Origin of the sequence: Microcoleus sp. F4-D5 (assembly GCF_036704885.1) — a bacterium.
Lineage (GTDB): Bacteria > Cyanobacteriota > Cyanobacteriia > Cyanobacteriales > Microcoleaceae > Microcoleus.
Window position 1 is genome coordinate 128,953 of sequence record NZ_JAUBSX010000004.1, and the last position, 21,918, is coordinate 150,870.

Annotated in this window: 18 protein-coding genes; 11 read left to right on the plus strand and 7 right to left on the minus strand. The window is 45.8% G+C overall.

Annotated features, from left to right (window positions below; genetic code table 11):
- Nucleotides 1-62: 62 nt before the first annotated feature.
- Both QUA80_RS03605 and QUA80_RS03610 read right to left on the minus strand, forming a co-directional pair.
- Nucleotides 63-851: a TIGR03943 family putative permease subunit gene (locus tag QUA80_RS03605; protein WP_333421482.1), complete on the minus strand. Its 789-nt coding sequence runs from the start codon at nt 849-851 to the stop codon at nt 63-65.
- Nucleotides 852-919: 68 nt separating this feature from the next.
- On the minus strand, nt 920-1,999 hold the full coding sequence (locus QUA80_RS03610) for a permease (protein ID WP_333421484.1): 1,080 nt from the start codon (nt 1,997-1,999) through the stop codon (nt 920-922).
- 1,152 nt (nt 2,000-3,151) lie between these two features.
- Between QUA80_RS03610 and QUA80_RS03615 the strand changes: the two genes are divergently transcribed.
- Complete coding sequence (locus QUA80_RS03615) at nt 3,152-4,612, plus strand: HAMP domain-containing sensor histidine kinase (protein ID WP_333421486.1); 1,461 nt, start codon at nt 3,152-3,154, stop codon at nt 4,610-4,612.
- A 217-nt stretch (nt 4,613-4,829) separates the two neighbouring features.
- Here the strand turns inward: QUA80_RS03615 and dnaN are convergent, their stop codons facing one another.
- The 3 genes from dnaN to dnaA all read right to left on the minus strand — a co-directional run bounded on the left by dnaN (nt 4,830) and on the right by dnaA (nt 7,931).
- On the minus strand, nt 4,830-5,969 hold the full coding sequence (dnaN, locus tag QUA80_RS03620; protein ID WP_333421488.1) for a DNA polymerase III subunit beta: 1,140 nt from the start codon (nt 5,967-5,969) through the stop codon (nt 4,830-4,832).
- A 302-nt stretch (nt 5,970-6,271) separates the two neighbouring features.
- Complete coding sequence (locus QUA80_RS03625) at nt 6,272-6,427, minus strand: hypothetical protein (protein WP_333421490.1); 156 nt, start codon at nt 6,425-6,427, stop codon at nt 6,272-6,274.
- A gap of 130 nt (nt 6,428-6,557) precedes the next feature.
- Nucleotides 6,558-7,931, minus strand: coding sequence for a chromosomal replication initiator protein DnaA (gene dnaA / locus QUA80_RS03630; RefSeq protein ID WP_333421492.1), 1,374 nt, complete (start codon nt 7,929-7,931; stop codon nt 6,558-6,560).
- A gap of 206 nt (nt 7,932-8,137) precedes the next feature.
- On the opposite strand from dnaA, the gene QUA80_RS03635 reads away from it, so the two are divergent.
- The 6 genes from QUA80_RS03635 to QUA80_RS03660 all read left to right on the plus strand — a co-directional run bounded on the left by QUA80_RS03635 (nt 8,138) and on the right by QUA80_RS03660 (nt 13,607).
- A complete protein-coding gene (locus QUA80_RS03635; RefSeq protein WP_333421494.1) occupies nt 8,138-9,379 on the plus strand; it encodes an HhoA/HhoB/HtrA family serine endopeptidase in 1,242 nt (413 codons plus the stop codon).
- 83 nt (nt 9,380-9,462) lie between these two features.
- Nucleotides 9,463-9,999 carry a peptide deformylase gene (def, locus tag QUA80_RS03640; protein ID WP_333421496.1) on the plus strand — a complete coding sequence of 179 codons (537 nt, stop codon included), beginning with the start codon at nt 9,463-9,465 and terminating at the stop codon, nt 9,997-9,999.
- Between the two features lie 88 nt (nt 10,000-10,087).
- Nucleotides 10,088-10,639, plus strand: a complete 552-nt coding sequence (locus QUA80_RS03645; RefSeq protein WP_333421498.1) for an AAA family ATPase — start codon at nt 10,088-10,090, stop codon at nt 10,637-10,639.
- A 140-nt stretch (nt 10,640-10,779) separates the two neighbouring features.
- Nucleotides 10,780-11,349, plus strand: coding sequence for a TerD family protein (locus tag QUA80_RS03650; protein ID WP_333421500.1), 570 nt, complete (start codon nt 10,780-10,782; stop codon nt 11,347-11,349).
- 123 nt (nt 11,350-11,472) lie between these two features.
- Nucleotides 11,473-12,927: a TerD family protein gene (locus QUA80_RS03655; RefSeq protein ID WP_333421503.1), complete on the plus strand. Its 1,455-nt coding sequence runs from the start codon at nt 11,473-11,475 to the stop codon at nt 12,925-12,927.
- An 80-nt stretch (nt 12,928-13,007) separates the two neighbouring features.
- Nucleotides 13,008-13,607 carry a TerD family protein gene (locus QUA80_RS03660; protein ID WP_333421505.1) on the plus strand — a complete coding sequence of 200 codons (600 nt, stop codon included), beginning with the start codon at nt 13,008-13,010 and terminating at the stop codon, nt 13,605-13,607.
- A gap of 111 nt (nt 13,608-13,718) precedes the next feature.
- Here QUA80_RS03660 and lysS read toward each other — a convergent pair whose 3' ends face one another.
- Complete coding sequence (lysS, locus tag QUA80_RS03665) at nt 13,719-15,272, minus strand: lysine--tRNA ligase (protein WP_333421507.1); 1,554 nt, start codon at nt 15,270-15,272, stop codon at nt 13,719-13,721.
- A 309-nt stretch (nt 15,273-15,581) separates the two neighbouring features.
- Nucleotides 15,582-15,719, minus strand: a complete 138-nt coding sequence (locus QUA80_RS03670) for a hypothetical protein (protein ID WP_190274302.1) — start codon at nt 15,717-15,719, stop codon at nt 15,582-15,584.
- A gap of 34 nt (nt 15,720-15,753) precedes the next feature.
- Here QUA80_RS03670 and tkt point away from each other — a divergent pair, with 34 nt between their 5' ends.
- From tkt to QUA80_RS03690, 4 genes are all read left to right on the plus strand, one after another.
- Nucleotides 15,754-17,769, plus strand: coding sequence for a transketolase (gene tkt / locus QUA80_RS03675; protein WP_333421510.1), 2,016 nt, complete (start codon nt 15,754-15,756; stop codon nt 17,767-17,769).
- 337 nt (nt 17,770-18,106) lie between these two features.
- Nucleotides 18,107-20,902: a PAS domain S-box protein gene (locus tag QUA80_RS03680; protein ID WP_333421512.1), complete on the plus strand. Its 2,796-nt coding sequence runs from the start codon at nt 18,107-18,109 to the stop codon at nt 20,900-20,902.
- A 47-nt stretch (nt 20,903-20,949) separates the two neighbouring features.
- On the plus strand, nt 20,950-21,396 hold the full coding sequence (locus QUA80_RS03685; protein WP_333421514.1) for a response regulator: 447 nt from the start codon (nt 20,950-20,952) through the stop codon (nt 21,394-21,396).
- A 307-nt stretch (nt 21,397-21,703) separates the two neighbouring features.
- Complete coding sequence (locus QUA80_RS03690; protein WP_333421516.1) at nt 21,704-21,859, plus strand: hypothetical protein; 156 nt, start codon at nt 21,704-21,706, stop codon at nt 21,857-21,859.
- Nucleotides 21,860-21,918 lie beyond the last annotated feature (59 nt).

Genomic DNA, 21,918 nt, shown 5'->3' on the forward strand with positions numbered 1-21,918 from the left:
GACGGGTCTGGAGTCTCGATCTCGCAATCAAGGAAAAATTGAATCTCCTACTTGCTCCACATCTAATAATCATAAGGGTTTTTTGGTTCGGGAATTGGTTTGAGGGAGGATGCTTGAATGATTAATTTGCGCTTGCCTTGCAGTTCTTCTACGATCGTTTCTCCTTCTATTTCTAGCCAACTGTCTGGGACAAAGGCAGTGCGGCTTTGACCGATCGGTAATTTTACTGGCAACCCGATTGGATAGGCGTCGGCCGCGCAGCAGGTAATGATAAAACGCCCGATCCACAGATATTGTTCTGTTATGTTGGGGGGGTGAATTACAAATCCTTGAACTTTGATTTTTTGACCTCTGTATATATCGGGTTCGGGATTAAAATTTAACAGCCGCACCCATTCAACGAGCGATCGCTTTTCTGGTTTTGTAGTATTGCGAAATTCTTGTGGTTGCAGTCTGGTGATTGGCAGGGATTCGGTGAGGCCTCGTTCTAAAGCTGTCTGGCTGGTAAATGTGCGTGGCGTTGTTAGTAAACCGATTAATGCGACGCTCAACATTAAGGTGCTGCCGATACTGGGGGGAAACAAAGTAACGTGTTCAACTTCTGCGATTCTGGGAGAGTTATTTGCTGCTGATGTCCGCGATTTCTTTGCGGTGCGATCGAGTTTTACGAGTTCCCAAGTTTTTAACCCGCCAATAACCATTAAGCCGATTCCTCCGGCTACAGTCAAGCCAAAGTAATTGGGGTGAATGAGAATGCTTAATTTGCCCGCGATCCAATATTTGAGGAGCAGTATTCCCCACGCTAAGATAGCTAGGGCGTCCAGCCAGGGGCTAATTTTTTTAAGATTCATTTTTTAAGAGAGTCATTGAGAATGGGGAATGGGGAATCTATCGTTAGTTGTCTATTTGAGCTAATTTATTAACCTAAATGCAAGTTGACAGCGAGAGTCATTAAAAAGGTTAACTGAGCTGCCAAGACAATTAAGTAAACTACGGCTCGACCTTTAAAAATTGACAGCATTAAACCGATACCTTTGAGGTCTATCATCGGGCCGAAAACGAGAAAGGCTAACAGCGAACCGCTGGTAAATGTGGAAGCAAAAGACAGGGCAAAAAAGGCATCTACTGTAGAACAAATCGATACGACAGCGGCTAATAGCAGCATGGCGAGAATTGAGGAAACGGGGCCTTGGCCGAGGTTGAGAATTAGTTCGCGGGGTGCGCCAACTTGAATGATGGCTGCGATCGCACTTCCGATTACCAACACTCCTCCCAATTCGCGCAACTCCTGTACCATCGTGTTTAAAAGCAGGCGCAAACGCTCTTTAGAAACGCGGTGGAACATGGAGGAACGTTTTGAGGTTTTTTCTGTTTTGCCTGTTGGTAATGGCTTCCAGTCGTCTTGTAGCATAGATTCGATCGGCACCGCCCCCCCCGGCTGACCGAGCATAAATGTTCCCGACTGCAACAGCAGCGGAGTGTTGGCTGGGACGAATTCTTTTTCGGAAAACTCTGGTTTTGGCAGGGGAATCGCGCGGGCTACAGAGGTTTGCAGCAGAGGCCGCAAGTCTTTTTGGGCGCTGAACACCCAGCCGATAATTGTCGCTATAGACAGAGAAAATATCACCCGCAAAACTACAATTTCTGGCTGATCGCGAAATGCCGTCCAAGTTGCCCAAATTACCACGGGGTTGATGGTGGGGGCCGCAAGCAAAAAGCCGATCGCCGCTGGTGCGGGTACTCCCTGCATCAGTAACCTGCGGGCTACGGGCACGTTACCGCACTCGCACACGGGAAACAAAAAGCCGATCGAACTGCCCATCAAAGCCCCCAGCAGAGGGTTTCGCGGGATGCGCGATACGAGTTTGCGTTCGTCTACAAATCCCAGCAGCAAACCTGAAAATAAAACTCCGAGCAGCAGAAAAGGTATTGCCTCTACTAACAAGCTGAGAAAAAGGGTAAAAGCATTGTTTAACTGATTCGTTAGGCCGGGTTGCATCGATCACCTACTGGTAGATTGCTATTTAGTTATACGTCTTTGGTAGAACTCCGTGTAGATCATACCAAAGCATAGCACTAAGTTAAGATCCCGTTAATTTTTTTTTCTTTTTTGTGCGGGAATTTGTAGACCTTCTAATTTAATCAAGGCTGATGCCTTCAATTATTTGGACTGGTTAAACTTGTTTGAATTTGATTGAATTATTCATATCCGCCTCGTACAGCCAATCAATAATTGACCGAAATTATCCAGGATACAAGCCCCCGCATTCATCCGTCCAGAAATAAAAAACCTGTATCCGATGAAACTTGCCCCCCGACTCGATCCGTGGGGTCAATGCTTCAAATCTCAAATATAAAATCTCAAATATAAAATCTCAAATATAAAATCTCAAATCGATTGACTCTGCCAACCGTCGCAGATTTGATGGATATTGCGGTTAACAATGGTTGATTGTAGAACAACTGCTAAGGCAGATTTTGCCGATTGCGGGCGAGGTTTACTGTTTTATATAACGATCGCTATAAAATAGGTTTGTAGCGATGACTAAAGTCTTCACTACAAACCTATAAGGAACGCACTGGCGAGTGTGCCGCTGGCTGACCGTTACGGGGGGTTGCGAGTACCGGATCGGGGAGATGGGATGAAATCGCCTCAAATGCCTTAGCACGGGCGAGTACTCCGGGCCATCGCGCTTAGCTAGCTAAAACTCAGGGAAGCGACCCCCCGAATTTCTGCCTTTAACTTGTCTGCTGACGGGGTGCATAGCGTCGTGGGCGATCGGGCAATTCCGATTTTTCTCTATTGTCAAACAATTATATTTCTCAGTACAATAATTTATTAACAAAAAGTTAAGACGATAACTTAAGGTTAATGAATAGTTAAATAGTCGAACCAAACGTTAATACCGCTCAATTCAGTATAAAATAAAGTCAGGTATAATTACCAGGGCGCATTTATCTCGGTGATACTCAATCTTGCCTAATACTTTAAGTGGTAAAATTTTATTTACTACAGTCAGTTTTTTGTGTAATTTAAAATGCAGCTTGCCAGGAGGATGCCCGTCAAAGCACTCAGCAACTTACCCGCTGACCTTTGGTAGCTGAATGTCTGCTGGCAAATAGAACCCCAAAAAAGCGTGATGATGAATTTATGCTAAATACCTCTTGCGTAGAAAGACCAGCCCAAGCTATGTCCCAGGCTTCCATCGGAGAACTTTGTTTAGACTCTACTCTCCAACAATTGTCGCTTTACGATTTTCAGGTAGAAGCTACGGATTGGGGAATGCGAATTTCTCAGATGTTAGAAGCTAATCCGCTGTTACCGGGAGTCATTGTGACCCATCAAGGTGAATTTGCCGGCATGATTTCCCGCCGGAGATTTTTAGAATTTATCAGCCGTCCTTTTGGGCGAGAATTATTTTTAAAGCGACCAGTGAGGGCTTTGTACCGCTTTGCCGAAACAGAGAGTTTAATTTTTCCCAGCAATACTTTAATTGTGGATGCAGCCAGGAAGTCGCTGTTGCGATCGAAAGAACTGCTTTACGAACCGATTGTGGTGCAAGTGTCGCCTCAAACTTATACTTTGGTAGACGTGCACGAACTGTTAGTAGCCCAATCCAACATTCACGAACTAGCAACAAAATTGCTGAGGCAGCAAACTCAATCTCAACTAATTCAAACAGAAAAACTAGCGAGTTTGGGACAGATTGTAGCTGGAGTCGCCCACGAAGTTAGAAATCCCGTCACCTGCATCAGCGGAAATCTCGGCTTTTTGTCCAACTACTCGAAAGACCTCATGGAGTTGCTGTCTGCTTACGAACACATTGTCGGTGACAGCGAAAAAATTGACCAACTCAAAAAACACATAGAATTTGATTTCTTGCAAGAAGATTGGGTAGAAATTCTCAAAAGTATGAAAGTTTCATCACAGAGGCTGACCGAACTCGTTACCAGCCTGCACACCTTTTCTCACATGGACGAAACCCACTTGAAACAAGCTAACATCCACGAATGTATTGACTGTACGCTGCTAATTATGAAAAACCGTCTCAAGTACGGAATTGAAGTAGTTAAAAACTATGGTGATTTGCCTTTGGTCAAGTGTTACTCTGGTCAGTTGAGCCAGGTATTTATGAATATCGTCAGCAATGCGATCGACGCTTTGGAAGAGGTAAAAGCAGAAAAAGATTTTATGCCTGCGATTACTATTGAAACCGAGGTAATAGACAGTTCTGACGGAGACTGCGTGAATTCGGAATTAATTCAAAATTATGTTAGGGGCGATGGCGTCCCGCCCCGCAAGCTACGACAAAATGCAAAACAGCTATCATCCGCCAGCCAAAACGGCGACTTCAGCCCAGAAGCAGGCGAAAAAAATCAAAATAACGCTTGGATAGCCATCAGAATTGCCGATAACGGGCCGGGAATTCCTCCAGAAATTCAGCGGCGGATTTTTGAGACATTTTTCACCACTAAACCTGCGGGGAAAGGTACCGGTTTGGGGTTGGCAATTACCCATCAAATTGTTACGGAAAAGCATAAAGGCAAGTTGAATTTGCATTCTACGCCCGGTACGGGTACTGAATTTGAAATTTTGTTGCCATTGATTTGAAGCAATAAGTCATATCAAATCTATTAGCATTGGAATTATTCCTATTTCTCCGATATTTATCTGCGTGAATCTGAGTCAATCCCTTGTCATCTGCGGCCTGAAAAATTATCTTTTTTTTACCGCAGATGGGGGCAGATTAACACCGATTAACGCAGATGAATTTGAACGATTCCGGTTGCAGCATCGGTGACTGTTGACTGTTGATTGATGACTCTTTTTAAGCTCTTAGCTGCACAGGCATCACCAAGAATGTAGCATTGACGCCACCCAATGGCTGGAAAATTACTGGGGCTAAAGCACCGTTTAATTGCAGTTGAATTTCGGGGGATTGAGCCGTTTTCAAAATGTCAATTAAGTATTTCACGTTGAAAGCAATATCTATGCTGTCTCCAGAAATCTGTGCGGGCATTGACTCTTTGCCGCAGCCGACATCTTTAGCATCTACCGACAAAGTGATTTCCTGATTTTCCTCGTCGATGCTGCATTTGAGAATATTATTTTTTTGGTCTGCAAAAACGGCTATTCTTTCTACTGCGGCTAAGAACGATCGCCTTTCTAAGGTAATTTGCCGCTCAAAGGAGGGCGGAATCAACTGCCGGTATGCGGGATATTGCCCTTCCAAAGTGCGGGTTGTCAGGCGCTGGTCGGCCCATTCAAACACTACTTGACCGTGTTCAAAATGCAGGGTGACAGGTTCAGTCCACTGCCGCATCACCAGCATTCTTTCTACTTCCCGCAATGCTTTAGCGGGGACTGTCACCTCAAATTCTTCTTCGGTTTCTTCCGCTTCGGCTTTTTCATTGGCAGTTTGAACTACTGCCAATCTGTGGCCGTCTGTAGCTGCAAATTCCAGACAATCTTGCAATACCTTTAAATGCACGCCTGCAAGTACCTGTTTTGCTTCGTCGGGGCTAGTAGCAAATAAAGTTCCTTTGAGTCCTTCTATCAAGGCTTCCGGCGGCAATTTAAGGATTGTTCCGGCTTCGATTGCGGGCAATTCTGGGAATTCTTCCGGGCCCATGCCTCTAACTTGGTAGCTGCCAGAAGTGCAAGTGAGATAGGCTACGGTGTCCCCCGCTTCGTCTTCTAAAGTAATCTCTCCATCTGGGAGTCTCGAAACAATATCGTTAAGCAACTTAGCGGGTATGGTAAAACTGCCGCCGCCAGTAACTTCTGCTGCGAAGCTGGTACGAATGCCCAAACTGAGATCGAAAGCTGTCAAGCTAACCCGCTGATTTTCCTCATCCGCTACTAAGAGCACGTTGGCGAGTACCGGATGTGTCGGGCGGGAGGGAACGGCCCGACTCACCAACGAGAGGTTGGCGTTGAGGTCACTTTGGGTGCAAACCAATTTCATGGTAGGAAGGTTAATTAACCGGATTTGAAACAGAAACAAATCGTATCACAGAAAGCCGGCGGGTCTGTTTTTCTGCGTGTAGGGCTTAAGCATGGGGCTAGAAACCGGGTTTACAGGCAAAATTTTGCCTGTAAAAACGAGAAATCTTCGTAGAAACCGGGTTTCTGAGGTTAGCGGGCGTCGCGAACTATGTGTGTAGGGTGTGCAGGGATTGCCTGTTTTTTTAATTTATTGAATTCTTTTTGTGTCGATCGCCCTGTGGAAACTGTGGAAAAAAAAGCTAACTGCTTGCTGGGCATCACTTATAGGTAATAAATACCTGTGGAAAACTTGTGGAAAAGCTGGTGCGGTCGATCGCCCATTTTTGTGCAAAAACTATTTCGGGCGATCGAGTAAAGTTTTCCACAAACGGAGGGCAAATTTTCCACAGGTTTTTCCACAGGCAAGCTGCTACGCATAGAGATTGTCTGTTATCGGAGAGTTACCCCTTCGATGATGGGGATCTTGAAATCGCTGCATAGAGTCATTGGTGTGACAACTGACTGACAACTGACAACTGACAACTGACAACTGACTAATGACTTTTTCTCAAGTTTTGCGGCTGACAACATTAATTCGATCGCTCAACTGACGCAAAGTTTGAGCCAAATTCGGGTCAGTGTTCCGCAACTGAGCAATTTTGTCACAACTGTAAAGCACAGTCGTGTGATCTTTGCCGCCGAACACTTCGCCAACTTTCGGCAAACTCAAACCAGTATGCTGGCGAATTAAATACATCCCTATTTGACGGGCCAGACTAATTTCTCGCCTGCGGGAAATACCTTTCAAATCTTCAACAGAAACATCAAACGCCTCGGCCACAACTGCAATTACTGCATCTGGCGTCGCCTCTACGCTTTCAGTTTGCGGGTTCAAAACCGGGGTGATATTCTCCACAGTCATCGGCAAACCGGTAATTGAAAGATAAGCTACCGCCCGAATCAAAGCTCCTTCTAATTCCCGAACGTTGGAAGTGTAACTAGAAGCAATGTATTCAATCACATCTCGCGGCAGCCGCATATTTTCATACTCGGCTTTTTTCTGCAAAATTGCCATCCGAGTTTCCAAGTCTGGCAATTGAATGTCGGCAATTAATCCCATCGAAAATCGGGAACACAAACGCTCTTGCAGGCGGGGGATTTGCTGCGGCGGACGGTCAGAAGCTAAAACTACTTGGTTTCCGGATTCGTGCAAAGTATTAAAAGTGTGAAAGAATTCTTCTTGAGTGTATTCTTTGCCTTCAATAAATTGGATGTCATCTATTAATAAAACATCGGCAGCCCGATAATGGTCGCGGAAAGTTTGCATACTGTCTTTGCGAATGGCGGCAATTAAATCGTTAGTGAATTTCTCAGTAGAAACGTAAAAAATCTTGGCGTTGGGGTCAATTTCCAAGCGATAATGGCCGATCGCCTGCATTAAATGAGTTTTGCCCAAACCGACGCCACCGCACAAAAATAGGGGATTGAATTCTCGGCCCGGAGACTCGGCTACCGCGAGGGAAGCTGCGTGAGCCATGCGGTTGTTAGAACCGACGACAAAGCGGGAAAATACGTATTTCGGGTTTAAATTGGCGGGTTTGGGGGGGTGAAGCGAGTGGCTTTCGGGGACATCGGCGGCGATGGGGGAGGGCCAAATCATGGCCGAGTCGCTGCTGCCGGCTGTTTCGTTTCCCCCGGCAATTGTCAAGTAAATGTCTACGGGATAGCCGAGAATTTCTGCGACTGCATCGGCAAGGATTTCTCTGTAATATTTTTGCAACCAATTGCGAGCAAAGGGGTTGGGGGCGCTGACGATCAAACAGTTATTTTCGAGTTGTTCTGCCCTAGCAGTTTTGATCCACGTCTCAAAGCTAGGTCTGCTCAGTTGTACCTGGAGACGTTCAAGTATCTGATTCCACAGACTTTCGAGGGGAATGTCCACTGCTCACCTCTGCCGATCGGCATTCAAGATATTAATTCTACTCTAGAGAGTTTAGTCCTCAGATGCTAAAGTTTAAGGGAGTCTGCCGTAGCTTGCGGGGCGGGACGCCATCGCCCAAAAATTTGGCGGCTCTGCAGCCCAAACCAGGTATCGGGGAGCTGTTCAGCAAATATTTAGATTTGGCAGGAAAGCCTTAAAACATGGCCATGAAGAGTTCTACTGGCAAATTTTGGAAGCAACCGGCAATTTACATATTGCTGCTGGTAACGGGAGCCGGGGCCGCCATGTTGGGCGATCGTCTGACGGTTTCTCAATTTCGTGCAAATTCTGGCGATTCGGGACAAAGGGCGCTGGAACCGAAATTGCAACTGCCTCCCAATACAAAGGATCGAGTTAGCAAAGTCTTGCCGCCTGCTTCCTTGTCGGGCGACGCGACTAATGTGAATTTTATTGTGGCTGCCGTGGAAAAAGTTGGCCCGGCAGTGGTTCGGATCGATGCTTCGCGCCGGGTGAAACCGGGAAATAGAGGGCTGTCGCCGGAAGATTTTTTTGGCATAGAACCGAATTCGGGCGGCCGGGGCGGGATCGAACGGGGCACTGGTTCGGGTTTTGTCATCGGGGCCGACGGCGTGATTCTCACTAACGCTCACGTTGTAGAGGGAGCCGATACCGTAAATGTAACTCTCAAGGACGGCCGCAGCTTTCAGGGCCGGGTGTTGGGGGCGGATAAGGTGACGGATGTGGCTGTGGTGAAGATTGAGGCGAATAATCTGCCTGTGGTGACGATCGGCAATTCGGATAAGCTGTTGTCTGGGGAATGGGCGATCGCGATCGGCAATCCTTTGGGTTTGGACAATTCCGTAACTGCGGGGATTATTAGCGCTACGGGGCGATCGAGCTCTGATGTGGGCGTACCCGACAAGCGCATCGGTTTTATTCAAACAGACGCTGCAATTAATCCGGGGAATTCCGGGGGCCCGCTGCTGAATGCTTCGGGCCAAGTTATTGGCATGAATACGGCGATTATTCAAGGTGCTCAAGGATTGGGGTTTGCGATTCCCATTCAGGCGGCCCAAGAGGTAGCGAAGGAACTGGTTTCGACGGGGAAAGTCGAACACGCTTATTTGGGAATTGAAATGGCGACGCTGACTCCAGAGGTTAAGGAGCAAATTAACAGCAACGCTAACAGCAGCCTGCGAGTTGCGGTCGATCGGGGTGTGGCTATTGTTAGCGTTGTTCCTAATTCTCCCGCTGCGGCGGCAGGTTTGCGCGCTGGAGATGTGATTCAAAAAATTAACAATCAGCCGATTATTCAGTCGGAAGCTGTTCAGGATTTCGTGCAAAATGCTAAGGTTGGCGGGCTGTTGCAAATGGAAATCAACCGCAACGGGCAAATAGTTAATTTGACCGTTAAAACGGGAAGTTTGCCGGTTCAAAAAGTTGGATAATCTGTTGACTGTTGACGGGTTGACAGTTGTTACCAAATACCAAATACCAATTACCAATTAGCAAATATCAATTACTAATTAATATGGCAGAAATATTACAAATCTCACAATTAGGAAATCCTGTACTGCGCCGCCCGTCGCAAGTTGTCGAGAATATTCAGGACGATCGCATTCAAGAGTTGATTGACAGCTTAATCTCTACAGTACAACACGCGCACGGAGTAGGGATTGCCGCCCCTCAAGCGGCTCAGTCCGATCGCCTGTTCATCGTCGCATCTCGCCCCAATTTGCGGTATCCCCAAGCACCCCACATGGAACCCACAGCGATGATTAATCCCCGGATTGTGGCTGCATCAACAGAGACAGTCAAAGACTGGGAAGGCTGTTTGAGCATTCCGGGGATTCGGGGCTTGGTGCCCAGAAGTAGGGCGATCGAGATAGAATACACCAGTAGAGACGGCCAACTCCACCGACAAGAATTGACAGACTTTGTGGCCCGGATTTTTCAACACGAACACGACCATTTAGATGGAATCGTGTTTTTAGACAGGGTAGAAAGCACCAGAGAACTGATGGCAGAGGATGAGTACCAAAAGCAATTTGTTAATTTACTCCCTTGAACACAAATTTGTGAGCCGATTTGAGATTTACTCGTTATTACTCACTCGTTTTTTGTAGCGCTAAGTCATTGAATCTATTACAAACAGTATGAACAGCAATCAACAAGCTGCAAATCATCAGCCACAAATTATTATGATTACGGGGAACATGGCTGCTGGCAAATCAACTGCTGCCCAATCACTTGCCGAACGGTTGCCCAAAAGTGTTCACCTGCGCGGAGATATCTTTCGTCGCATGATTGTGAATGGGCAGGCGGAAATGGCGTTAAATTTGTCAGCAGAGGCATATCAGCAACTTCAACTGCGCTATCACCTGGCAGCAATGGCAGCGCGACAATATCTCCAGGCTGGCTTTACGGTTGTCTATCAAGACATCATCATTGGTTCGGCACTCAGTGAGGTGGTCGCCGCGTTTCATGATGTACCGTTGTCAGCGATCGTTCTGTGTCCCCAGGCAGAGGTTGTAGCGGCACGAGATGCAGCAAGATCCAAGACCGGATATGCCAACGAAACAATGGTTTATGCATTCGATCGCATCCTCCGCACCGAAACTCCTCGTCTCGGTTATTGGCTGGATTCAACCCATCTAACGGTTCAAGAAACGGTCGATCGGATTTTGGCAAATTTGCAAGATGAATGAGTGAAATAACAGCGCTATGTGCCTGAGCGCGATCGCTCCTAAATCAATCGTTTAAAGGGAAGACATCTTATACTTGACATTTAAAATTTGTGATATAACTGTTAACAATAATATCAAAGATGTTGCGAACAGGAGAGCAAATGTCTATCAATTTGGAAAAAGGCGGGAGAATCAATCTCTCTAAAGAAGCACCGGGGTTGAAAAATGCCGGAATTGGTTTGGGATGGGATCTCAACGCTACAGACACCGGCGCAGCGTTTGACTTAGATGCTTCCGTGTTTATGTTGGGGGCTACTGGCAAAATCCCCAGCGAAAAATACTTTGTTTTCTACAACAACAACCAATCGCCGGACAGTTCTGTAATACATCTGGGAGATAGCAGAACCGGAGAAGGATTTGGCGATGATGAAACCGTTACAGTCGATTTAACCAAAGTCGATCCGGCGGTGCAAGAAATTGTGTTTGTGGTAACTATCCACGAAGCAGAATCGAGAAGGCAAAACTTCGGTCAAGTGCGAAATGCTTTTATCAGGATTTACGACACTACTACGAACACAGAGGTAACGAAGTACGATTTGGACGAGGATTTTTCTAGGGAGACAGCGGTAGAGTTTGGCAGACTTTACAAGAAAGACGGCGAGTGGAGGTTCCAAGCTGTAGGACAAGGCTACAATTCAGGCTTGCAAAGCTTTGTAGACAAGTATGCCTGATAAAAGGTCGTTAGCGAAGCCCTCGAAGAGGATCGCTCTTATCTAAATAAATCGAGGGGAAATTCGGAAGCAGGAATGTTTCCCTCGATTTTAATCAATCAGACTCATGAGGTGATAAACCAGATGGGAATTCAATTAAAGAAGGGCGAAAGATTTAATCTTTCTAAAACATCTCCAAGTTTAACAAAAGTTGCGATCGCCCTGGGGTGGGAAATAGCAACTAAACTAAATTTATCCGACTCAAACCCGCAAAGCTGCGATATCGATGCCTCGGTTTTTGCGTTAGGTTCGGACGGAAAAATCCCCGATGAAAGATACTTTGTATTTTACAATAATTCGCAGTCGCCGGACGGAGCGATCGCCCATTCGGGAGATAATCAAACCGGTCAAACTCAAGGGGATGACGAGACAATTTATCTAGACTTAGAAAAGGTAACGGCTGCGGTTGAGGAAATGGTTTTTGTGGTCACGATTCACGACGCACAAGCTAAACATCAAAATTTCAGCCAAATCAGAAATGCTTTTATTCGATTGTACGATCGCGAAACCGACAGCGAACTAGCGCGCTATGATTTAACAGAAGCTTTTTCTGAAGAAACAGCAGTCGAGTTCGGACGGTTGTATAAAAAAGATGCAGCTTGGAGATTTCAGGCCGTAGGACAAGGATATAAAGCAGGGTTGCAGAGTTTTGTTGACAAATATCATTCAGAGATTAAACAGCAAGAAAAACCAGCAAAACGTACAGTAGAACTGCCTAAATTACCAGTTATTGAAGATAGCCACAAAAGTCAGAAAGCTATAGCATTAGACAAAAAGCTTGAGGAGAAAGCGCCGCACATTTTCAATCTCGCCAAGAAAGCCGATATCTCGCTAAAAAAGGCAAATCTCACAAATCACGATGCTCAAGTAGCGCTTTGCCTGGATATTTCGGCTTCCATGTCTTCCCTATACAGTTCAGGAAAAATTCAGCGTTTGGCAGAGAAGATTTTGGCTTTGGGATGTCGGTTTGATGACAACGGATCGATCGACATATTTCTGTTTGGAGTCAACCCCCACAATCCCGGTGAAATGTCGATCGACAATTTCTCAAACTTCATCCACCATATACTGCAACAGTATCCTTTAGAAGGAGGTACTTACTACGGTAAAGTGATGAAGGAAATTAGAAACTTCTATTTTCCTGACGGTCGCGGTAGCAGGCGGTACGCACCTATTAAAGCCGATCGACCTGTCTACGTGATGTTTGTCACGGATGGAGAAACTGCTGACGAATCGGAAAGCAAGCAGCAGCTACAATGGTCGTCCTATGAGCCGATATTTTGGCAGTTTATGGCGATCGGCAAGTCGCAGAAAGATGTCAAAAGTAAGGGAGTTCGCGGGTGGTTAGCAAGATCCATAGCCAGCGATTTTAGCTTTTTAGAGCAGCTTGACCAAATGGGCGATCGCTACCTAGACAACGCAGACTTCTTCAGTTTAGAAGACCCGGAACATATTGCCGATGAGGAATTATACGATTTGTTGACAGCAGAATATCCGCATTGGGTAAAATCAGCGCGGAGCAAAAATCTATTACCCTAGAAACAGCTTTATCGGCAAACAAAATGCTAGCTTAGGGCAATCATTCAACTTCACCAGAAACATTACAAAATCACAAAACTATGGCTATCAACTTGACAAAAGGACAATCGATCGTTCTCAGCAAAAGCGAATACGACTTGTCCAGACTGACAATGGGTTTGGGCTGGGATGTAGCGAAAGCTAAAAAAAGTATCTTTGGCAGAAGCAGCGGTGCAAATTTTGACTTAGATTCCTACGCCCTGCTGCTGGGAGACAATGGCAAAATAAAGAACTACAAAGAAGATGTAATTTATTACTCTCATTTGGAGTCAAAGGACAAAACAGTTGTTCACTCAGGCGACAATCTCACGGGCGAGGGAGAGGGAGACGACGAACAAATATTGGTGAAATTGAACTCTTTGCCAGCACAATATCACAAAATTATTTTGGGCGTGAATATTTACGATGGGAAAGAGAGAAAACAGCATTTTGGCATGGTAGAAAATGCTTTCGTGAGAGCTGTAGATGCCGCCGGGAAAGAAATAGCTCGCTATCGCTTGTCAAATGACCCATCTTATGAAGGAAAATTAAATATGTTGATGGGAGAAGTTTATCGAGAAGGCGGCGAGTGGAAGTTTAAGGCTTTGGGAAATCCTTTGGCTGAAGATTTGAACGGTGTTGTCGGTTCGTTTATGCGGTGATATGAAGGATGTTTTTTAACCGCAGATAAACGCGGATAAACGCCGATGTAATTTCATCTGCGTTTATCTGTGTTAATCCGCAGATATCTGCGGTTTAAAAATCCACTGGAATCAATCTTTGACCGGCCGCATTGTCGGGAACATGACGGCATCTCGGATGCTTTGAGTATTAGTTAAAAGCATCACCAATCTGTCTACGCCGATGCCCATGCCCGCACAATTAGGCATTCCCAAAGATAGCGCTTGAATAAAGTCTTCATCCATTGGATGCGCTTCGTCATCGCCGGCATTTTTCTGCGCTAACTGTTCCTCAAACCGCTTTCTTTGCTCTTTCGGATCGTTCAATTCTGAGAAGCCGTTCGAGTATTCTGTACCGTTGATAAATAGCTCGAAACGTTCTACAAATCCGGGCTTGCTGCGATGTCCTTTTGCTAAGGGACTGACTTCGACAGGGTAGTCGATGATGAATGTAGGTTGAATTAGTTTGGGAACAACTAATTTGTCAAAAACCGCATACAGCACGTAGCCTAAACTCTGTTGTTCTAACTTAGAGAGGTGCAATTCGAGTTTGGTTGCAGAGGCGATCGCACTTTCCAAGTCCAAACTGTCAAAATCCAGCCCAAACTCGTCTCTGACAGCTTCTACCATCGTTTTCACTTGCCAGTGTTTGCCGCTGAAACCGGGATATTTTTCGCTGTAGTCGAACTTGCGTTCTAAACTAATCGTTTCCCCCTGATTTTCAATTTCTTTGACATCCCCAAATACCGCCGCCGCTGCGAAACATATCACGTCTTCGACAACTGTTAAAATGTCGAAGACATCAGCATAAGCTTGGTAAACTTCTAAAGAGGTAAACTCTGGATTGTGGGTGCTGTCAATGCCCTCATTTCTAAATGCTTTCCCTAGTTCAAATACTCGCTCGAAACCGCCGCAAATTGCTCTTTTTAAGAATAATTCTGGAGCCACTCGCAAATACAAATCTACCTCTAAAGCATTGTGGTGAGTGATGAATGGCTTGGCAGCAGCACCACCGTAAATAGCTTGCAGTGTTGGCGTTTCTATTTCGTAAAAATTTGCTTGCCAGAGATAGGAACGGATGCTTTGAACGATGCGGCTGCGAAGCATAAAACGGTTGAGCGCATCTTGGTTGCTTGCCAAATCCATTTCGCGGTGACGGCGGCAAACTTCGGGGTCGTTAATTCCGTAATAAGTATCGGGAAATTGAATGGTAGCTTTTGATAAAAGCTTTAATTCCCTCACTAAAATAGAAAGTTCTCCCCTGGGGGTGCGGCAGCCGATACCTTCGACGCCGACAAAATCGCCGACATCGAGCAATTTTTTAATTTGTTCAAAGCTCAAACCGACTTCGCCGGTGACGATTGCTTTCTCGATTTTGAGTTGAATTTTGTCTGTGGCGTCTTTTAAATCGATGAAACCAATTTTGCCGCTGTCTCGCTTGGAAATAATGCGGCCGGCTAATCGCAGGGAAATTTCTTCGGGGTCGCTTTCTCCGTTTTGGAGTTCTTTTCCCGGCTGACTAAATATTTGGCGAACTTGCTTGGCTGTGTGCGATCGCGCGTAGGATTCACTGGGATACGGTTCTATGCCTTGCGATCGCAGTTCGTCTACTTTTTGACTGCGGACTTCGGCTTCACTGAGAGTCATTAGTTATTGCCTGATTAAAATTACAAATATCTGACATCTTGCACTATTCTGGCGATCGTGCGATCGGGCGTTGCTTTGAGCAACGCCCCACAAAAAAATTCACTTTTCGCTTCACAGGCATCTTGCCTGTTCGTGACAAAGCTGCAAGATATCAGAAACACCAAACTCTATCATAACAGGGTGGTTTTGAGAGCCAATTTGCTAAATAATTAAGTTAAACCCTCTCGTAGCCCGATCGCACAGACCCGCATTCGCCCCAGAAATATCTCCGATAACAATTTGCTATGACTGCACAAAGCGACCGAAACATTAAAAAATTAAGTTGTCTGTCGATCGCAACTGGTGAGATGATATGTAGTGCAGCCTCACGGCAGTTCCACAGAAACTGAACAGCAGAAACGCGAGCGATCGAACTCGGCTCATCGCACCTCTGTCAGAATCGACCACACACACTCTCTCTTAACATATAAAAACCAGAATTATGGCTGTTGCAACCCAATCACTCGAAGAACTCTGCATCAACTCTATCCGCTTTTTGGCCATCGATGCGGTAGAAAAAGCAAAATCAGGACACCCGGGACTGCCGATGGGCGCTGCCCCTATGGCCTTTGTGCTGTGGGATCGGTTCATGCGGTTCAACCCCAAAAACCCCAAGTGGTTTAACCGCGATCGCTTCGTCCTCTCCGCCGGCCACGGCTGTATGCTACAGTACGCCCTCCTGTACTTGACCGGCTACGATAGCGTCACCCTCGACGACATCAAGCAATTTCGCCAGTGGGAATCCAAAACCCCCGGACACCCCGAAAACTTCGTCACCGAAGGCGTAGAAGTTACCACTGGCCCCCTGGGACAAGGAATTGCTAATGCCGTCGGTTTGGCAATGGCAGAAGCTCACCTCGCTGCTAAGTTTAACAAGCCCGACCACACAATTGTTGACCACTACACCTATGTAATTTTGGGCGACGGCTGCCAAATGGAAGGCGTTTCTGGCGAAGCTTGTTCTTTGGCCGGACACCTGGGACTGGGGAAATTAATTGCCTTGTACGATGACAATCACATTTCTATTGAAGGCGACACAAGCTTGGCCTTTACTGAAGATGTGGGCAAGCGTTTTGAAGCTTACAACTGGCACGTTATTACAGTAGACAATACCGCTCTAGACGAAGATACTAACCTAGAAGCAGTTCACAAAGCTATTGAAGAAGCCAAAAAAGTCACGGACAAACCGTCCATGATTAAAGTCCGCACCATCATTGGTTACGGTTCTCCAAACAAGCGCAATTCCTACAGCGCTCACGGTGCTGCTTTGGGTCCCGATGAAGTGAAAGCAACTCGCGATTTCTTGAAGTGGGAACACGCACCGTTTGAGATTCCTGATGATGCTTTGGCTCACTTCCGCAAAGCAGTCGATCGCGGTGCTCAAGCTGAACAAGAATGGCAGAAAGCTTTTGATGCTTATAAAGCAGCATATCCTGCAGAAGCTGCAGAATACGAGCGCACAGTTGCAGGCAAACTTCCTGAAGGTTGGGATAAAGTTTTGCCGACATACAAGCCAGAAGATAAGGCAGATTCGACTCGGAATCATTCTGGAAAATGTTTGAATGCTTTGGCAGGTGTGCTACCTGAATTGATCGGCGGTTCCGCTGACTTGGCATCTTCTAACATGACTTTGCTCAAGGGTGAAAAAGACTTCCAAAAAGGTCAGTACGAAGGACGTAACCTGCGGTTTGGCGTGCGGGAGCACGGCATGGGTGCGATCGCCAACGGCTTGCTCCTCCACGGCGGTTTAATTCCTTACTGCGCTACTTTCTTGGTATTTGCTGACTATATGCGGGGCGCAATTCGCCTCTCTGCACTCTCGGAAGCTGGAGTTATTTATGTAATGACTCACGACTCCGTAGCCTTGGGCGAAGATGGCCCGACTCACCAACCGGTGGAAACTTTAGCTTCTCTGCGCGTAATTCCCGATTTGTTGGTAATGCGCCCTGCCGATGGTAACGAAACATCCGGCGCTTACAAAGTGGCAGTTGAAAGCCGCACTCGCCCAACTTTAATGGCTTTGTCGCGCCAAAATCTGCCCAACTTGGCTGGAAGTTCGATCGAAGGAACGGCCAAAGGCGCTTACATTTTGTCTGATGACGGCGGCACTCCCGACATCATTTTAATCGGCACCGGCGGCGAAACATACCTCTGCGTTGATGCCGCTGAAAAATTGCGCGCCGCAGGCAATAAAGTGCGGGTAGTTTCGATGCCTTGCTGGGAATTGTTCGACTTACAAGATGCGGCTTACCGCGAATCCGTACTGCCGAAAGCTGTTACTAAACGGTTGGCAGTTGAAGCAGCTTCTAGCTTCGGCTGGGGACGTTATTTGGGTGCTGAAGGCGATAGCGTCAGTATTGACAGATTCGGCGCTTCTGCACCGGGCCCCGTTGCTTTAGAAAAGTTTGGCTACACAGTTGATAATGTGGTAGCTAAGGCTCAGGCGCTGTTGGGCTAATAGCAGCAGCATAATTTTTGGTGGGGCGGGCTTCGGGCTCGCCCCATTTTTTATACGATTAAACAAGTTTAAACAAGAACGCAACTGTAGACAAGCTGCAAATCCATACATAATCAGTCATTCCCAATTATTTAATCTAAAACTTAAAATCTAAAATGTTATTAGTCACAGACGCACGCTTTCTGAAGAAACCCGGTTTTGTCAACGAGGCATCTACGAAGAAACCACGTTTGTAGCCCCCCGTGCGTCCAGCACTGTATATTTCAGAAATTTGAGATAAGTTATAAGTTATTGGGTTAAATTTCCCATTACCCCTTCCCCATTCCCAATTCTATTTATGATTTGGAACTTTTTAAATAAGCTGTTATTCACCGGGCATTATATTCCTCACGGCCACTGTTACCTTTGGCAGCGAGAGCTAGTCGCGATCCACATAGTATCAGACTCTATAATTGCCCTGGCTTACTATTCAATACCGCTATCGCTAATTTATATTATCACTCAGGGAAAAGACTTGCCCTTTCGCAACATCTTTTGGCTGTTCGCAGCCTTTATTATCTCCTGCGGCACTACTCATATAATGGAAATTTGGACGCTTTGGCATCCTGTTTATTGGGTTTCTGGCAGTCTGAAAATTATTACCGCCGCGATTTCTGCTTACACAGCTTTTTCATTAATTCCTTTAGTTCCCCAAGCATTAACTCTCGTCACTCCAACTCAATTAGGGATGCTCGCTCGAATACTGCAAAAAGAAATCATTGAACGCCGAAAAACAGAAGCTCGCTATCAAACTTTAACTGAAGCTTCGCCGGTAGGAATATTTTATGCAGACGCTTTAGGAGACTGCTTGTATGTCAACGAGCGCTGGTGTCAAATTTCGGGAATAGCCTGCGATAAAGCTTTGGGCAAAGGGTGGTGGCAAGCCATTCATCCAGACGACCGCCAGCGGGTTTTTGCTCAATGGTATAGCGCCGCGCAGGAGAAATTGCCGTTTAAATGTGAGTACCGCTTTCAAGGCATTAATCACCCTAAAATCAGTTGGGTATTCGGTCAAGCTGTCGGTATAATCGGAGAAAATGGGGAGGTTAAAAGTTATGTTGGTACTATTACTGATATTACAGAACTCAAGCAGGTAGAAGAGGAAAATCGACTGCTCCATGAAACTCTGGAACATCGAGTTGCTGAGCGCATTGCTCAAATCGAAATTTCTCACCACTTATTGCCACAAGAAATAGCCTACAGACAAAGAATTGCGATAACTTTGTTGGAATTGACGCAACTGCAAAATGCAATTCTTAACAGCGCTCACTACACAATTATTTCTACAGATCCAGACGGTACAATTAAAACATTTAATCGCGCAGCACAGAAACTTTTAGGCTATTCCCCCGAAGAAGTAGTGGGGAAAGTCACGCTAGCAATAATTCACGATCCTGTGGAGGTCGGTAAAAGAGCTGAAATTCTTTCTCAAGAATTGGGAGTAAAAATAGAGCCGGGAATGGAAGTTTTTGTTACTTTGCCACGCCGGGGAATAGCTGACGAAAATGAATGGACTTACATTCGCAAAGACGGTTCGCGGTTTCCGGTGCAATTGTCGGTGACTGCCTTATTCGATCCTGAAGGAAATATCACTGGTTTTTTGGGTATAGGTCAGGATATTAGCGATCGCAAACAAGCTGAAAAAGAGCTGCGCGACCTCACAGCAGCCATGCAAAATGCGATGGAAGGCATTTCGCGGCTAGATATTGAGGGACGCTACGTGAATGTTAACCGAGCTTACGCTCATAGATGCGGTTACGAACCAGAAGAAATGCTCGGCCTGCAATGGCAGCTCACCGTACATCCGGGCGATATTGAGATGATGCTCTCAGCTTATCAGGAAATGGTAATTTCTGGGAAAGTAGAAGTTGAAGCTAGAGGCGTCCGGAAAAATGGCTCGTTTTTTTACAACCAATTAACGATGGTAAAAGCTTGGGACGCACAAGGAATATTTAACGGCCACCACTGTTTTATGAAAGATATCACCGAGCGCAAACTAACGGAAAGAGCTTTGCAGGAAAGCGAATTTAAGTACAGACAAATAGTTGAATTAGCAGAAGAAGGTATTTGGGTAATTGACAGCAATTCCCTCACGACTTACGTGAACCACGCAATGGCACGAATGCTCGGCTATAGCGAATTAGAAATGTTCGGGCGGTCGCTTTTTGATTTCATGGACGAAGCGGAACAACAACAAGCTCTCGCTCTTGTCGAGCGGCGCAAGCAAGGTATTGGCGAACAACACGAATTTAAATTCAAAAGCAAGGACGGCAAAGATATTTGGACTGATATGTCTACCAGTCCAGTCATGGACTCCCAGGGGAATCTGCTGTCTTGTTGCGCCTTGGTTTACAACATTACAGACCGCAAACAAGCAGAGCAGCAAATGCTGCAACTTACAGAAGATTTGAAGCGTTCCAACGAGGAATTAGAACAATTTGCTTATGTGGCTTCCCACGATTTGCAAGAACCGCTCCGAGCCGTTACCAGTTACACTCAATTGCTGGCCCAGCGCTATCAAGGAAATTTGGACGATCGCGCAGATAAATATATTAATTATATTGTCGATGGTGCCACCAGAATGCAACAGTTAATTAACGATTTGTTGGCGTATTCGCGCCTGGGAACGAGGGGCCACGAGTTTGAGGAGGCGGACTGCAACGCTGCTGTCGAGAAAAGTTTGTGCAATTTGCAAATTGCGATCGCCGAAAGAAAAGCTGCAATCACCTGCGAGGCGATGCCAACCGTGATGGCAGATGAATCTCAACTGGTGCAATTATTCCAAAATTTGATCGGCAACGGCATCAAATTTTGCCGCCAAGATATCCCGTTGATTCATATCGCTGCCCGCAGGCAAGAGAGCGAATGGCTGTTCAGCGTCCGCGATAACGGCATTGGCATCGATCCGCAGTATGCCGATCGCATTTTTATCATTTTTGCGCGCCTGCACTCCCGCCGCCAATATTCCGGTACTGGCATAGGTTTGGCGATGTGCAAGCGAATTGTTGAACGTCACGGAGGGCGCATCTGGGTCGAATCTCAAGAGGGCAAAGGAGCGACTTTTTACTTCACTATTCCTATAATTAATACCTGAAGCCTCAAAGTTCAATTTTTTTTTATAATCAAAAGGATACCCCGGTTATGAGCGATCGAAGCACTGTCAGACCCATAGAGATTCTGCTGATTGAGGATTCTCCCAGCGATGCCGATTTAGCAATAGAAGTGATCAATCAGGGTAAAATATTGAATAACTTGCATTTTGTAGAGGATGGAGTTGAAGCAATCAAGTTTTTGCGCCGAAAAGAACCCTATCTCAGCGTACCCCGTCCCGATTTGATTTTGTTGGATTTGCACCTGCCGAAAAAAAGCGGTGTTGAAGTGCTAGAAGAAATTAAAACTGACCCGAAGTTAAAATTAATTCCTGTAGTGATTCTCAGCACTTCAGCAGCTCCCGAAGATATTTTTAAATCCTACTCGCTCCACGCCAACTGTTACATAACCAAGCCTGTTGACTTAGTACAATTTACTAAAGTAGTCAGGTTAATTGAAGAATTCTGGCTCGCAGTCGTCAAACTTCCTATAAATTAAACGAACAGATACTTTGCTTATGAGCGCTCTCAAAATTTTTAACCTATGGAAATTCTGCCGGTGGATGATTTGCTCAGGAAGGCTGAATGGACTTTATAAAAGCTGGCGACAAGCCAAATTTTAACAATTTGCCCAAGAGTAGAAGATAGGGTATCAGCAATTAATTTATTGAATCAAGCAGGCTTGTCTTTTCCTGTTCCCATCTCGATTTAATTCTGCTTGAGTTGATTGGGTATAAAAAAACGGTGGGTCAATATTAATCTAAATTAATTCAGCACCAAAGTTAAAAATGATTCCGGTGGTAATTATGACAACCTCAGCAGCCGATGAAGAGAGGCTCAAGTTTTATGCGCTGTCAGTCCGGTGCTACAACATTGCTAATCGTGTGGATTTTAGTCAAGTCGCTAAGTTGGTGATATGGATTGAGGATTGGTGGCTGGCGGTGGTGACAGTTCCCCAATAATAACTTTCAAGTGAAAAATGGTCAGGGAAAGCAAAAAAGTTTAACCTGAGATTGGTAGA